The 15710-nt window shown below is 58.2% G+C and carries 11 protein-coding genes and 1 pseudogene; 3 read left to right on the top strand and 9 right to left on the bottom strand.

The window, feature by feature from the left end; translation table 11 throughout:
• Positions 1 to 97: 97 nt before the first annotated feature.
• From AC1MEE_RS00060 to AC1MEE_RS00050, 3 genes and pseudogenes are all read right to left on the bottom strand, one after another.
• Positions 98 to 1280: pseudogene (locus AC1MEE_RS00060) on the bottom strand (DUF3396 domain-containing protein).
• A gap of 145 nt (positions 1281 to 1425) precedes the next feature.
• Entirely contained in the window at positions 1426 to 2307 is an 882-nt protein-coding gene (locus AC1MEE_RS00055; protein ID WP_480413104.1) for a DMT family transporter, read from the bottom strand.
• 128 nt (positions 2308 to 2435) lie between these two features.
• On the bottom strand, positions 2436 to 3068 hold the full coding sequence (locus AC1MEE_RS00050; RefSeq protein WP_480413103.1) for a TetR family transcriptional regulator: 633 nt from the start codon (positions 3066 to 3068) through the stop codon (positions 2436 to 2438).
• Positions 3069 to 3321: 253 nt separating this feature from the next.
• Here AC1MEE_RS00050 and AC1MEE_RS00045 point away from each other — a divergent pair, with 253 nt between their 5' ends.
• The 3 genes from AC1MEE_RS00045 to adeC are packed head-to-tail and all read left to right on the top strand — an operon-like array spanning position 3322 to position 9086.
• A complete protein-coding gene (locus tag AC1MEE_RS00045; RefSeq protein WP_480413102.1) occupies positions 3322 to 4482 on the top strand; it encodes an efflux RND transporter periplasmic adaptor subunit in 1161 nt (386 codons plus the stop codon).
• Between the two features lie 3 nt (positions 4483 to 4485).
• Positions 4486 to 7629, top strand: coding sequence for an efflux RND transporter permease subunit (locus AC1MEE_RS00040; protein WP_480413101.1), 3144 nt, complete (start codon positions 4486 to 4488; stop codon positions 7627 to 7629).
• Entirely contained in the window at positions 7626 to 9086 is a 1461-nt protein-coding gene (adeC, locus tag AC1MEE_RS00035; protein WP_480413100.1) for an AdeC/AdeK/OprM family multidrug efflux complex outer membrane factor, read from the top strand. The genes AC1MEE_RS00040 and adeC overlap by 4 nt, the downstream gene beginning before the upstream one ends.
• Positions 9087 to 9169: 83 nt before the next feature.
• Here adeC and pcaD read toward each other — a convergent pair whose 3' ends face one another.
• From pcaD to pcaR, 6 genes are all read right to left on the bottom strand, one after another.
• Complete coding sequence (gene pcaD / locus AC1MEE_RS00030) at positions 9170 to 9958, bottom strand: 3-oxoadipate enol-lactonase (RefSeq protein WP_480413099.1); 789 nt, start codon at positions 9956 to 9958, stop codon at positions 9170 to 9172.
• 75 nt (positions 9959 to 10033) lie between these two features.
• The gene (locus AC1MEE_RS00025; RefSeq protein ID WP_480413098.1) at positions 10034 to 11347 is read right to left on the bottom strand and encodes an MFS family transporter; all 1314 of its coding nucleotides are present in this window, start codon (positions 11345 to 11347) and stop codon (positions 10034 to 10036) included.
• 140 nt (positions 11348 to 11487) lie between these two features.
• Positions 11488 to 12693 carry a 3-oxoadipyl-CoA thiolase gene (gene pcaF, locus AC1MEE_RS00020; protein ID WP_480413097.1) on the bottom strand — a complete coding sequence of 402 codons (1206 nt, stop codon included), beginning with the start codon at positions 12691 to 12693 and terminating at the stop codon, positions 11488 to 11490.
• Positions 12690 to 13472: a CoA-transferase subunit beta gene (locus tag AC1MEE_RS00015; RefSeq protein ID WP_480416386.1), complete on the bottom strand. Its 783-nt coding sequence runs from the start codon at positions 13470 to 13472 to the stop codon at positions 12690 to 12692. Before AC1MEE_RS00015 ends, pcaF begins: the two co-directional genes overlap by 4 nt.
• Positions 13469 to 14326, bottom strand: a complete 858-nt coding sequence (locus AC1MEE_RS00010) for a CoA transferase subunit A (RefSeq protein ID WP_480413096.1) — start codon at positions 14324 to 14326, stop codon at positions 13469 to 13471. The genes AC1MEE_RS00015 and AC1MEE_RS00010 overlap by 4 nt, the downstream gene beginning before the upstream one ends.
• 191 nt (positions 14327 to 14517) lie before the next feature.
• Entirely contained in the window at positions 14518 to 15360 is an 843-nt protein-coding gene (pcaR, locus tag AC1MEE_RS00005; protein ID WP_480413095.1) for a pca regulon transcriptional regulator PcaR, read from the bottom strand.
• Between the last annotated feature and the right edge of the window lie 350 nt (positions 15361 to 15710).

Genomic DNA, 15710 nt, shown 5'->3' with positions numbered 1-15710 from the left:
AGTCGAGCGACGACAATGCGCCTTTCTCCCGGTACGTCTGCCCGCCTCGTCCGGCGGTGCGTAGTCGAGTGTAGGCGCGGACCGGGCAGGAGGAAAATCAGTCGGGCCCATCCACCCAGAACCATTGGATCGGTCGTTCTTTCAGGTGCTTGAACGCCGGCATGATTGTCCTCTCCGTAAAAACGTCGCGACCGGGACGTGGGGTTGCCAGGGTCTGTTGACGTTTGGTCGCGGTCGTCACCAAACGTCAACAGACCCTAGACCAGGTAACCGGTGTAAGCACAGTGACTATCGACTTTAATCGGTGGCGTCGGTTTTTCATCGAACCGCGCATACCACAACGCTGAAGACTCTCCGCAGAACCCTCCGCCTTGCACAGGGTAAGGATGCAGACAGCCGGTGTTCTGTACACGAATAGGTTTGAGCGCCCTGTTCACCTCGATGTAAGCCGCTGGCGACTCTTCACCAGGGCCGCCCAGCTCTGGCAGCGTGCCAGCACGGATGATCAACCCATCGTCATACGTCTGAAAAACAACGTCACTGCGATTGCTGAGTTCTCGCCGCAATGCATCGCTGCCGCCCAACTGATCGACGAAACGACTCCCTACTACCGTGTACCAGTTCACCCCTTTGATGTGATCGAGTAACCGCAAGCTTTCTATGTGGGGCAAGGGATCGACCATCAACCCGATGTATTCCTGAGCCAGTCGATACTCCAAGGGAAAATACTGCTGGCCGTCGTACGGAAGCGTGCATGCCAGACCGCCATAGCCATGCTCGGCCTGCACTTCGTCGCACAGGCATGTAAGCCAGCTTTCATAGAGTTGGGCGCCACGAGGCTCGAGCAGAATCGTCCACGGCAACACCATCTTCAGACAGGAGCGATCAATGTCGGCCAGCGCCTGAGTGGTGTTCATCACGAACATTCGATATTCCGCCACCTCCTGCTGAGTGCCACTGGCCAGCGACCAGATGAACTGCTCGTCGGGCGAACTCTGGAGAATGCTGCGCCGACAATGTCCAAAGCTGGAGTAGTTTATTGGGCGCAGGTGTTTATAGAACTGCCATTTGAGCTCGGCCTTGAACTGGCTGCGGAACCAACGAAAACACTCGTCCACCCGCTTTTTGGTTTCCAGCGTGTGACCATTCTTGAAATACAGCGTGGTAATCAGCCCAAGGCGAACGATTGGCTCACCGTCAGCGGAATCGATCGCCATATTTGCGGCTTGACGCCTGAGCCCATTCAAAGCGCTCACGCTATCCAAGGTTATTTCTGACATGCCCTGTCCTCTCAATCTGAAGTTTTCTGACTGCAAAGACTGATGGGTCTTTCGGAGAGGGGCAATACACGGAAATTACTTTGGGAAATCAGCTACGTATATCAAGAAGCGTCCTACTCATTTCCTACAAAAATAGCGATTTTTCTCAACGTTTTCGCTGTCCCCAGGCCACAGCGAGGCCACTCAAACAGATCACTGAAATGCCCACTACCCCGTAAATATCCGGCGTGTGATCGAAAATCAGGTAGCCATACATGCCGGCAAACAGGATCTGCCCATAGCTAAAGGGTGCCAGCATCGCAGGGGGTGCGTGGCGAAACGCTTGAGTCAGCAATAAATGGCCAAGCATGCCGCAGGTGCCCAGGCCAAGCATGAGCAAGCCATGGGCAAAGGTCGGTGTGCTCCAGAAGAACGGCACCAGCGCGGTCATGATCAGGCTGTTGAAAATGCCGGTGAGGAAGTTGCTGGTGGTGGGGCTGTCGATGCCGCTGAGTTTGCGCGTCAGTAACTGGTAGAAACCGAAACACAGGGCGGAGGCCAACGGCAACAGAATCGCCGGGGTAAACAGCGAACCGCCGGGGCGCACCACGATCATCACGCCGACAAAACCGGTCAGCACCGCCGCCCATTGACCACGACTGACGTGCTCCTTGAGCAGTGGCACGGACAACGCGGTCACCAACAAAGGCGCGAGAAAATTCACTGCGGTCGCTTCAGCCAACGGGATATAGCGCAAACCGGTAGTGAAAAAAAGGCTGGTGCCAATCAGGCACAGCGCACGGGCCAATTGCAGCCCCGGGCGCTTGGTGCGAATCACGGCGATGCCGCTACGCGGGATGAAAATCACCAGCATCAGCAAGGTGTGCACGACGTAACGTGCCCACACCACCATGACGATGGGATAAAAAGCCGACAGGTATTTGGATAACGTGTCATGACTGGAAAACAGCAGCACCGCCAGACAAATCAGCGCAATCCCTTTGACTGGCTGATCGGCCCCTTTGACCAGGGAGTTCTGCACACTCATTCATACGCTCGCAAAGAACAGGAGGTAAATACTTAGTAAACTAACTATTCAAGCAGCGTATACGGAGATATAAATGCAGGCCAAGCGCCATCCGCTTATATTCACCGGGGCGCTACATCAGCTACCGCTCAATGGCGTAAAGCGGGACTCAAGCGCAGCATATCCAAGCCTGTATCGACCAATTGATCGGCATCTTTGCAGAGCGCAAAGCTATCCGGAATCAGCAACCACTGGCCAAGAATGCCATCAATGTAGCCATGCAGACAGATCGACGCGCGGACTGTGTTCAAGGTAGCTGGCAATTGGCCTTTACGCACGGCATTACTGAGGGCAAGACCGATCCGGTCATTGCAATCGAGCGCGGCGATTTGACGCTGTCGCCGCATGTCACACATCTCATCGGTGAACTCGCACTTGTGATGCAAGATTTCATTGATGCGACGGGTTTTAGGGTCCAATGCAACTTGATGAAACAAATTAATCAGCAGCTTTCGCATACAGCCCAGCGGGTCGACTTCGTCTTCACTTTCGCTGGCCCTGGCCATTTCTTCGAGCGGCTCCTTCAAGCTGTCGAGCATCGCCTGAACCAGATCCGCCTTGTTACTGAAGTGCCAGTAGATAGCCCCACGCGTCACGCCCGCAAGGGCCGCGATATCCGCCAGGGTGGTGCGGGCCACGCCACGTTCATAAAAGGCCTTCTCGGCAGCTTCCAGAATCTGGCTTCGGGTTTCCTGAGCTTCCTCTTTGGTGCGACGGACCATGGCAGTAAAACCTCAATCAAAATGTTCCTTGCTGATGACTTGAATCAGCCAGAGACCGTACCGGGCAGCTTTTGTATTGCCTTGTCCCGGGCCTACAATTCTTGCCTTGCCGTGCTGGAGTGTCGCAGGCCAGGGTATTTACAAACAACCGCGAACGTAAGTATATTCATTAGCATCCTACTTATCTAGCCGAAAAACCCTTTTACCCTTTTCACTTTCTTGAGCAACTCAAGCTCCTGACCCGAGGATCTTCATGCAATTCAAGCCAGCTGTTACCGTTCTGGTTACTGCCGTCGCCCTGGCATCGCTGCTCAGCGGATGTAACCAAAAACAAGAGGCGGCGCCTGCCCCACCACCCCCTCAGGTCGGTGTAGTTACCCTTCAATCACAAGCCTATACGCTGACGACCGAGTTGCCGGGGCGCACCACCGCGTTCCGCATCGCTGAAGTCCGTCCTCAGGTCAACGGCATCATTCTCAAGCGATTGTTCACTGAAGGCGGTGACGTCAAAGCCGGCGATCAGCTTTACCAGATCGACCCGGCGGTCTACGAGGCGACGGCGAACAGTGCCAAGGCGACCTTGCAATCGGCCAAGTCACTGGCCGATCGCTATAAGCAGCTGGTCAATGAGCAAGCGGTAAGCCGTCAGGAATACGACACCGCCGTGGCGTCCAGCCTGACAGCACAGGCCGCCTTGCAGACCGCTCAGATCAACGTGCGCTACACCAAAGTGATCGCGCCGATCTCCGGTCGTATCGGCCGCTCTGCCGTCACCGAAGGCGCACTGGTCAATAGCGCCCAGACCACCGCCATGGCGGTGATTCAGCAACTGGACCCGATCTTTGTCGACGTAGTTCAGTCCTCGGCCGACATGCTCAAGCTGCGGCGTGAACTGGAAAGCGGTCAACTGCAGAAAGCAGGCGCAAACGCGGCCAAGGTCAAGCTGACCCTGGAGGACAACAGCGCCTATCCGCTCGAGGGCAAACTGGAGTTCTCGGAAGTCTCGGTCGACCAGACCACGGGGTCTGTGACCCTGCGCGCCAAATTCCCGAACCCGGATCACGCACTGCTGCCGGGCATGTTCGTACACGCTCAACTGCAATCGGGCGTCAACACAGCGGCCATTCTCGTTCCGCAACAAGGCGTGACCCGTGACCTGAAAGGCACGCCGACCTCGTTGATCGTGAATAAGGACAACAAGGTCGAACTGCGTCAGCTTACCGCCACGCGCACCGTGGGCAACGACTGGCTGGTCGAGACCGGTCTGAACCCGGGTGACCGTGTCATTACCGAAGGTCTGCAGTACATCAAACCAGGCGCTGAAGTGAAAGTCGCCGAAGCGACCAACATCAAGGCAGTAAACCCGGCACCTGCACCGGCAACTGAAAAAGCCGCGAGCAGTAAAGGGGAGTAATTCATGTCGAAATTTTTTATCGACCGGCCGATCTTTGCCTGGGTAATTGCCCTGATCATCATGCTGGTCGGGGCTCTATCGATCCTCAAACTGCCAATCAACCAATACCCGGCCATTGCACCACCGGCTATCGCGATTTCAGTCGTCTACCCGGGCGCCTCTGCACAGACCGTGCAGGACACCGTGGTTCAGGTCATCGAACAGCAGCTCAACGGTATCGACAACCTGCGTTATGTCAGTTCGGAAAGTGACTCCGATGGCAGCATGACCATTACCGCGACATTCAATCAGGGTACCAACCCGGACATCGCGCAGGTTCAGGTCCAGAACAAACTGAACCTGGCCACGCCTCTGTTGCCGCAAGAAGTGCAGCAGCAAGGTATTCGTGTCACCAAGGCGGTGAAAAACTTCCTGATGGTGATCGGCCTGGTGTCCGAAGATGGCAGCCTGTCCAGGGACGACCTGGCCAACTACATTGTTTCGAACATGCAGGACCCGATCTCCCGTACCTCCGGTGTCGGTGACTTCCAGGTGTTCGGTGCCCAGTACGCCATGCGTATCTGGCTTGATCCAGCCAAACTGAACAATTTCCAGCTGACCCCGGTGGACGTGAAAACGGCCATCGCAGCACAGAACGTGCAGGTTTCATCGGGTCAAATCGGCGGCCTGCCGTCGCTCCCCGGCCAACAGCTGAATGCCACGATCATCGGCAAAACCCGTCTGCAGACTGCCCAGCAGTTCGAAGAAATCCTGCTCAAGGTCAAACCTGACGGTTCTCAGGTCCGACTCAAAGATGTCGCCAGTGTCGGCCTTGGGGGTGAGAACTACAGCGTCAGCGCTCAGTACAACGGCAAACCCTCTTCTGGCCTCGCGATCAAACTCGCCACCGGTGCCAATGCACTGGACACCGCCAAAGCGATCCGCGCCACTGTCTCCCAACTGGAGCCGTTCTTTCCGCCGGGCATGAAAGTGGTTTACCCGTACGACACCACGCCAGTGGTCACCGAATCGATTTCCGGGGTTGTTCACACCTTGGGCGAGGCGATTATCCTGGTGTTCCTGGTGATGTACCTGTTCCTGCAGAACTTCCGCGCCACAATCATTACCACCATGACGGTGCCGGTGGTATTGCTCGGTACGTTCGGGATCCTCGCCGCCGCCGGTTTCACCATCAACACCCTGACCATGTTCGGCATGGTGCTGGCCATCGGCTTGCTGGTGGACGATGCGATTGTGGTGGTGGAAAACGTCGAGCGGGTGATGGCCGAAGACAAGCTCTCGCCCAGGGACGCGACACGCAAATCCATGGGCCAGATTCAAGGCGCGCTGGTGGGTATTGCGCTGGTACTGTCGGCGGTTCTGCTGCCAATGGCGTTCTTCGGCGGCTCCACCGGCGTGATCTACCGACAGTTCTCGATCACCATCGTTTCGGCCATGGTGCTCTCGATACTGGTTGCCCTGATCTTCACTCCGGCGCTGTGCGCGACCCTGCTCAAACCGATCGACGACGAAACACATGGTCATCCTAAACGTGGTTTCTTCGGCTGGTTCAACCGCACCTTCGACCGCAGCGTACTGAGTTACGAGCGCGGCGTCGGCAACATGATCAAGCACAAAATCCCGGCATTTCTGGTTTACGCACTGATCTTCGCCGGCATGATCTGGATGTTCACCCGCATCCCAAGCGCGTTCCTGCCAGAGGAAGACCAGGGCGTGATCTTCGCCCAAGTGCAGACGCCAGCGGGCTCCTCCGCGGAGCGCACACAAGACGTTCTCGACAAGATGCGCTCTTATCTGCTCGACACGGAAGGGGCAACGGTCAAGTCGGTGTTCACGGTGAGCGGCTTCAACTTCGCCGGCCGCGGTCAAAGTTCGGGCCTGGCGTTCATTCTGCTCAAGCCATGGGGTGAGCGCCCTGGCGCAGATAACAGCGTATTTGCACTGGCCAAGCGTGCCCAGGCACACTTCTTCAGCTTCCGCGATTCGATGACGTTCGCTGTTGTTCCACCCGCGGTACTGGAACTGGGTAACGCCACAGGCTTTGACTTTTACCTGCAGGATCAGGGCGGCGTCGGTCATACCAAACTGATGGAAGCACGTAATCAGTTCCTCGGTCTGGCCGCCCAAAGCAAAATTCTGGCGGGTGTACGGCCTAACGGTCTGAACGATGAACCCCAGTACCAGCTGATCATCGATGACGAACGCGCCAATGCCTTGGGCGTGACAATGGCGGACATCAACACCACCCTGTCGATTGCGCTGGGTGGCAACTACGTCAATGACTTCATCGACCGAGGTCGGGTCAAGAAGGTGTATGTCCAGGGTGAACCTGGCAGCCGGATGAAGCCTGAAGACTTGAAGAAATGGTATGTGCGCAACACCTCCGGCGAGATGGTGCCATTTGCCTCTTTCGCCAGCGGCACGTGGGTTTATGGCTCGCCGAAACTGTCGCGTTACAACGGTGTGACGGCTGAAGAAGTGTTAGGTGTACCAGCACCGGGCTACAGCACCGGCCAGGCTATGGACGAAGTCGAAGCGATTGCCAAGAAACTCCCGGCAGGTATCGGGTACTCATGGACCGGTCTGTCCTATGAGGAGCGTCTGTCCGGCTCGCAGGCGCCAGCGTTGTATGCCCTGTCGCTGCTGGTGGTGTTCCTCTGTCTGGCGGCCCTGTATGAAAGCTGGTCGATTCCGATCGCGGTCATGCTGGTGGTGCCACTGGGGGTCATCGGTGCGTTGATGGCGACCAGTCTGCGAGGCTTGTCCAACGACGTGTTCTTCCAGGTGGGCTTGTTGGTGACTGTCGGTCTGGCGGCGAAAAACGCCATTCTGATCGTCGAGTTCGCCAAGGAACTGCACGAACAGGGGCGCAGCTATACCGAGGCGGCGATCGAAGCCTGCCGCATGCGGTTGCGACCGATTGTGATGACGTCCATGGCGTTCATCCTCGGTGTGGTCCCTCTGACGATTTCCACAGGCGCAGGTTCTGGCAGTCAGCACTCGATCGGCACCGGGGTAATCGGCGGTATGATTACCGCCACCGTCCTGGCGATCTTCTGGGTACCGCTGTTCTTCGTTTCGGTATCCTCGCTGTTCAAGAGCAAGGTCAAATATAAAGAACTCTCAACCGATGAGGCTGGCCAATGAGCAAGTCCCTGATCGCTCTGGCAGTCACCGCGTTCATTCTCGGCGGCTGCTCGTTGATCCCTGATTACAAACAGCCAGCAGCGCCAGTACCGGCGCAATGGCCGCAAGGTCCGGCTTATACGCCGACCGAATCGGCCAACGCCGCGGCAGCCGAACAAGGCTGGCGCCAGTTCTTCCAGGATCCGGCCCTGCAACAGCTGATCCAGAGCGCGCTGGTCAACAACCGTGACCTGCGCGTTGCGGCCCTGAACATCGACGCTTTCCGCGCGCAATACCGCATCCAGCGCGCCGACCTGTACCCGGCCGTTTCGGCCGATGCCGGCAGCACTCGTCAGCGGGTTCCGGCCGACCTGTCGCAAACCGGCAAAGCAGGAATCTCCAGTCAGTATTCAGCCACCCTGGGCATCAGTGCCTATGAGCTGGATCTGTTCGGTCGCGTTCGCAGCCTCAGCGAACAAGCGCTGGAGACTTACTTCTCCAGCGAGGAAGCCCGACGCAGCACGCAGATCAGTCTGGTGGCCAGCGTCGCCAATGCCTACCTGACCTGGCAGGCCGACAAAGAACTGCTCAAGCTGACCCAGGACACGCTCCAGGCCTTCGAAGAGAGCTACAAGCTCACCGCTCGCAGCGCCGAAGTCGGCGTGGCCTCGGCGCTGGACTTGAGCCAGTCGCGGACCTCGGTCGAAGGCGCCCGGGTCAAACTGGCGCAGTATCAACGTCTGGTCGCTCAAGACCTGAACGGCCTGACACTGCTGCTGGGCACCGGCCTGCCGGCCAACCTGCCCGCGAGCCAGCCGCTCAGCGCCGATCTACTCAGCAAAATGCCGGAAGGTTTGCCGTCAGACTTGCTGCAACGGCGCCCGGACATCCTTGAAGCGGAACATAATCTCAAGGCGGCCAACGCCAACATCGGCGCAGCGCGAGCGGCGTTTTTCCCGAGCATCACCCTGACAGCCAGTGCCGGCACCGGCAGCGCAGAACTCTCTGGACTGTTCAAAGGCGGGTCAGGCACCTGGTTGTTCTCGCCGAAAATCAATCTGCCGATCTTCAACGCCGGTAGCCTGCGTGCCAGCCTGGATTACTCGAAAATCCAGAAAGACATTGGCGTCGCGAATTACGAGAAGAGCATTCAGACCGCGTTCCAGGAGGTCTCCGACGGCCTGGCCTCGCGTCAGACCTTCAACGACCAGCTTCAGGCCCAACGTGATCTGGTCGCTGCCAACCAGGACTACTACCGTCTGGCCGAGCGTCGCTATCGGATCGGGATCGACAGCAACCTGACGTTCCTCGATGCCCAGCGTTCGTTGTTCAGCGCACAGCAGTCATTGATCAGCGATCGCCTTTCGCAACTGGTCAGCGAGATCAATCTGTACAAGGCCTTGGGCGGCGGTTGGTACGAACAGACCGGACAGACCAAACCTGTGACCGGCGATGTACCTGAAACCAGGCTTTTCTAGTTTCAGCGCCATATAAAAAACCCACCGCATGGTGGGTTTTTTATTGGGTTTGAATCAGGCAGACCACATCGCTTCGATCAATCTCAGCTCAACAAAAACGCCAACACCCGGCTGGTGAACACTTCACCCGCTTCGACGTTGGACAGATGCGCCGCGTGGACATCTTCGAACTGGGACTCTTTGACGTGTTCGTAGATAAACCGTCCGCCCGCAGGAGGCGTCACTGCATCCAGAGTGCCGGAGATCACCAGGGTCGGCACGCTGATCGAACCCAGTTGGTCACGGAAGTCTGCGTCGCGCACCGCAGCGCAGTTGGCGGCGTAACCTTCAGGCGAGGTCGCTGCGAGCATATCGGTAATGCGCTTGGCCTGATCCGGGTTGGCAGCCGCGTATTCCGGGGTGAACCAGCGCGCGATGGACGCATCACGCAACGCGACCATAGCCGCCGGCCCATCACGCAATACGGTTTCGATTCGCGGATCCCAGATTTCGGGACTGCCGATTTTCGCCGCGGTGTTGCACACCACCAGCTTGTGCAGCCGTTCGTTGGCATGGATGCCCAGCCATTGACCGATCAGACCGCCCATGGACAAACCGCAGAAATGCGCTTGCTCGATGTACAGTGCATCGAGCAACGCCAGCACGTCCTGCCCCAACTGCTCGATGCTGTAAGGCCCAGGCGTCACCAGCGAGCGACCGTGCCCGCGAGTGTCGTAGCGCAGCACCCGAAAGTATTTGCTGAAGGTCGGCATCTGGGTGTCCCACATATGCAGATCGGTGCCCAGGGAGTTGGACAAGACCAGCACCGGCGCGTTGGCCGGCCCCTCGATTTGATAGTTCAGTTCACCATCGGCAAGTTGTACGAATCCCATAGCAGCCTCCTTCGGGCACTTTACGTGAACGCTTGGTCTGGATGACGCGCGCCCGGACGGGCGCGCGCAGATAAATCAAAGATCGTGATGCAGGTAGGCCGGCTGTTTCGGCAGACGCAGGCTGAACAGGAAAGCGATCGCCATCATGACGGTCACGTACCAGTAGAAGTTGCTCTCCATGCCCATGTTCTTCAGATTCAGCGCGACGTATTCAGCCGAGCCACCGAAGATTGCGTTAGCCACGGCATACGCCAGGCCTACACCCAGCGCGCGAACTTGCGGCGGGAACATCTCGGCTTTCACCAGACCGCTGATCGAGGTGTAGAAGCTGACAATCGCCAGGGCCAAGGTGATCAGGACGAAGGCCATGAACGGATTGGTCGTGGTTTTCAGCGTCATCAGAATCGGCACGGTACAAATCGTACCCAAGGCGCCGAACCAGAGCATTGAGTTACGACGGCCGATCTTGTCCGCCAACATGCCGAACAACGGCTGCATGCACATATAAAGGAACAGCGCGCCGGTCATGATGTAACTGGCCGTCTTGGCATCCATCCCGCCGGTGTTCACCAGGTATTTCTGCATGTACGTGGTAAAGGTGTAGAAAATCAGCGAGCCACCGGCGGTGTAACCCAACACGGTGATGAAGGCTGCTTTGTGATCGCGGAACAACGCCGCCATGCTGCCGGCATCTTTGTCTTTACGGGTTTCAGCCGTGGTGGTTTCTTTGAGCGAGCGACGCAGGAACAGGGAAATCAACGCAGCGATGGCGCCGACCACGAACGGGATCCGCCAGCCATAGGCACGCAGCTCTTCTGTGCTGAGGAACTGCTGCAAGATCACCACAGTCAACACGGCCAGCAGTTGGCCGCCGATCAGGGTCACGTACTGGAACGAGGCGAAGAAACCACGCTGACCTTTGAGCGCAACCTCACTCATGTAGGTTGCCGTGGTGCCGTATTCGCCACCCACGGACAAGCCCTGAAACAGTCGCGCGACCAACAGCAAGGCCGGTGCCCAGGCACCAATCGAGTTGTAGCCCGGTAGACAGGCGATGACCAATGAGCCGGCACACATCATCAGCACCGAAATCATCAAGGAATTCTTGCGGCCATGCTTGTCGGCCACCCGGCCAAACAACCAGCCGCCAATCGGACGCATCAGAAAGCCCGCAGCGAATACACCGGCAGTATTGAGCAACTGCACGGTCGGATCGTCAGACGGGAAAAAGGCAGGCGCAAAATAAATCGCACAGAAGGCGTAGACGTAAAAGTCGAACCACTCGACCAGGTTGCCTGATGAGGCACCGACGATGGCGAAAATCCGCTTATTGCGTTCTTCCCCCGTGTAAAACGTGGTCTCGGGTACAGTGGCGCTTGTTGTTGTCATTGGAAGCTCACTCTGAGGGGTAACTACCCCCATTCTAGACATATTCTGTTACTGACCTGCGCCACTAAACGCAATCATCCAGAAGAGGGGTCGCCTGTCGTGGAGGCTGGCCCTGTCCTGGATGATTACAAAGGTTGTGGTCAGACGCGTTCGATGGCTAACGCCAGGCCTTGCCCTACTCCTACGCACATTGTCGCCAGGCCTTTACGGCCACCGGTTTTCTCAAGCTGATGCAACGCCGTCAGCACCAGGCGTGCGCCACTCATGCCCAACGGATGGCCCAAAGCAATCGCCCCACCGTTGGGATTGACCTGCGGTGCGTCGTCGGCGATGCCCAGTTCGCGCAACACGGCCAGACCCTGGCTGGCAAAGGCTTCATTGAGCTCGATCACATCGAAATCGGTCACTGCCAGGCCAAGACGCTCGACCAGTTTGCGAACCGCAGGCACCGGGCCAATTCCCATCACACGCGGGGCGACTGCTGCACTGGCCATGCCCAACACTCGGGCACGCGCCGTCAGGCCATGCTTCTTCACGGCCTCGGCCGAGGCCAGAATCAAAGCTGCCGCGCCATCGTTGACGCCGGAGGCATTGCCGGCGGTGACGGTTTTGTCCGCGCCGTTGACCGGTTTGAGTTTGCTCAAGGTTTCCAGGCTGGTATCGGCACGAGGGTGTTCATCCTGCGCGACGATGGTTTCGCCTTTTTTATGCGCGACGCGCACCGGCACGATTTCTTCAGCGAAAAAGCCCGCAGCCTGAGCAGCGGCAGTGCGCTGCTGGCTGCGCAGGGCGAAGGCGTCCTGATCGGCACGAGAAATCCGGTAATCGTCAGCCACGTTATCGCCGGTCTGCGGCATGGCGTCGACGCCATACTGAGCCTTCATCAACGGGTTGATGAAACGCCAGCCGATGGTGGTGTCTTCCAGCTTCATGTTGCGCGAGAACGCTGCATCCGCCTTGCCCATGACGAAGGGTGCGCGGGACATCGATTCGACGCCGCCAGCAATCGCCAGCTCTATCTCACCGCTGGCGATGGCGCGGAAGGCGGTGCCGACCGCGTCCATGCCCGAGGCGCAAAGACGGTTGAGGGTCACGCCAGGAATGCTTTCCGGCAGGCCGGCCAGCAAGGCCGCCATCCGCGCCACGTTGCGGTTGTCTTCACCGGCCTGGTTGGCACAGCCGAAAAACACTTCGTCGACCTCGTTCCACTTCACCGACGGATTGCGCTCCATCAGGGCCTTGATCGGCAGCGCAGCCAGGTCATCGGCACGCACGGTCGACAGACCACCGCCAAAACGGCCGATAGGGGTGCGAATCGCATCACAGATATAGACGTCACGCATCATGCTTCTCCCGGTGCCTGACCATGAGCGGCAGCGGTACGTGCTTCCAGATCACGCAAAGCGGTCAATTCGGTTTCGGTAGGCTCGGCTGAATGCACGACATTCTCGGCAAAGCGCACTTCCCAACCAGTTGCAGCGATCACTTGCTCGCGGGTCACGCCGGGATGCAGTGTCGTGACCACGAATTCATTGGAACCTGCCTCAGGTTCCATAATGCACAGGTCGGTGATGATTCCCACGGGACCAGCGCCGGGCAGGCCCAATCTCTTGCGCGAATCCCCGCCTTCGCCATGACCGACGGAGGTGATGAAGTCGAGCTTGTTGACGAACGCCCGAGCCGACTGTTTGAGGATGATCAGCACCTGCTTGGCGGAACCGGCAATCTCCGGCGCGCCGCCCGCACCCGGCAAACGGACTTTGGGGTTGTGATAGTCACCCACCACGGTGGTGTTGATGTTGCCAAAGCGATCGACCTGAGCGGCGCCCAGGAAACCGACATCGACCCGACCGCCTTGCAGCCAGTAGCGGAAAATCTCGCTGGTGGAGACCACGGTATCGGCAGTTTCCGCCAGTTCACCATCACCGATCGACAGCGGCAGCACGTTTGGCTTGGCGCCAATCGGGCCGGATTCATAGATCAGCACCACGTCCGGCGAGGACGTCAGCCGGGCCAGGTTAGCCGCCTTGGATGGCAGGCCGATGCCGACGAAGCAGACCGAACCGTTCTTCAAACGACGGGCCGCAGCGACCGTCATCATTTCATTGGTGGTGTAAGTCATTATTTAGCCTCCGAAGCGCTGGCCAACCGGGCTTTGAATTCATTGAAATCAGCGGTGCCATGGATGTATTCGGCAATCCAGGCAGTGAAACCGTCACGGTCACGGGCGATGGCGTCCCAGGCTTGATAGAAACGGTTATCCCGCTCGTAGTAGCCATGGGCATAGGATGGGTGCGCACCGCCAGGTACCAGGCAGACCGCACTCAGGGCCCAGGTCGGCAATACGCAGGCGTTCATGGGCGCCTTGAGGTCATCGACGATTTCCTCAACGGTGACGATGCAACGCTTGGCCGCCAGTGCCGCTTCTTTTTGCACACCGAGAATGCCCCAGAGCAGCACGTTGCCTTTACGGTCGGCCTTCTGCGCGTGAATCACGGTGACGTCCGGGCGCACAGCCGGGACCGCAGCCAGCACTTCACCGGTGAATGGACAGGTGACCGTCTTGATCAGCGGGTTGACCTTGGGCAGATCGGAACCGGCGTAAGCGCGCAGCACCGCGAAAGGCAGCCCGGACGCACCCGCAACGTAGGAATTGGCAAGGTCGGCATGACTGTGTTCTTCGATTTCCATCGCATGCGGCCATTGTTTCTCGACCGCATCACGCAAGCGGTGCAAGGAGCCGACACCGGGGTTACCGCCCCAGGAGAAAATCAGCTTTTTCGCGCAACCGGCGCCGATCAATTGGTCATAGATCAGATCGGGCGTCATGCGCACCAGCGTCAGGTCTTTTTTACCCTGACGAATGATTTCGTGACCCGCGGCGGTGGGAATCAGATGGGTGAAGCCTTCCAGTGCAACGGTGTCGCCATCGTTGACGAATTGCTTCACGGCATCGTGCAGAGAAAGAATTTCAGCCATGAGAGGTGCTCCCGATCTCAACATCACAATCGATAAATAGCGCCATTCACGGCGCTGGACTGCGAATCAGGTTATGCCTGAGCGAGAGGGCAAACAATCCGATAATCGACTAACTGTTCGTTAATCGCACAAATTGTCACAGAGCCTGACAGAGTCAGCAGGGGCGAAAATCGTGAGGCCGGTGTAAACGATCAGGTAAACAGCTGCGTACTCAGGTCGCGGCTGGCGTCGAGCATGATCGGCAGAAAACGCTGCTCCAACTCATTGCGAGCCACTCGCGCGGCGCTGGTGCTGACGTTGAGCGCGGCCAACACCTGACCGGACGCGTCATAGACAGGCACGGCAATCGAACGCAGACCTTGTTCGAGTTCCTGATCCACGATGCACCAACCCTGCTGGCGAACCTGTTGCAGGCACTCCAGCAACTCCTCAGGGGTGGATAAGGTGCGACTGGTTTTGGGCTGCAGGTCGACATGGTCGAGATATTCATGCAGCGAAACGTCATCCAGTGCCGCCAACAAAATGCGCCCCATGGACGTGCAATAGGCCGGCAGCCGACCGCCCACGGACAAATCCACCGAGATCAATCGCTGGGTGGTGGCTGAGCGGGCGATATAAAGAATGTCGTCGCCTTCGAGCGTGGCCATGTTGCAGGCCTCATGCAGATGATCGCTCATGCGGTCCAGATAAGGCTGAGCCGAAATCGCCAGCGGCGTCGATGACAGATAGGCATGCCCCAGCGTCAGCACTTTAGGCAACAGCGAGTAGGTCCGACCATCGCTGGTGGCGTAGCCGAGTTTGATCAATGTATGCAGGCAACGGCGCACAGCGGCGCGGGGAATTTCCGTGCGATGGCTGATCTGCGCAATGGTCAGTTGGCGCTTGCGCTCCTGAAAAGCATGGATCACCGCCAATCCTCGGGCCAGGGATGTCATGAAATCCGGGTCACCCGTGAGGGCCTGAATCCGCTTGGCCGGCGACGCCACGATCGGCGGAGCCAGCGAGGCAAATGAGTTACGCAGTTGATCGTTCATCCCTAACACCGCCTATCGACGCCCTTTCAGGCCGGATATGAAGCCTTTCGCGCCTCATCTCTGAGGAATTCGCGGGCCTGCCTCGGGCGATTATCGAACCAATGACCGATAATCGCAATTGACCCATCGCCTGGATCCTTATACCTTTCACCCGCCACTAAAAGTGGCTTCTTGGAAATACTGGTCAGGTACCCACGAGAAGTCCCTAGGCACGGCCTTGCCCACGAAGCAAGGCCGTTTTCTTTCCGCGCCGTTCGCGAGCGCAACGCTACCCGATACGCAGCCTCTTCCGGCACCACGGAAGAATCGCTGCGTTATTGTTTCTGATGAACCGTGCCTTCAGCTGTGCC

The organism is Pseudomonas sp. ASL3 (genome assembly GCF_056680425.1).
Note: the sequence above shows the minus strand (reverse complement) of the source record. Positions and strands in the feature narration are given on the sequence as shown.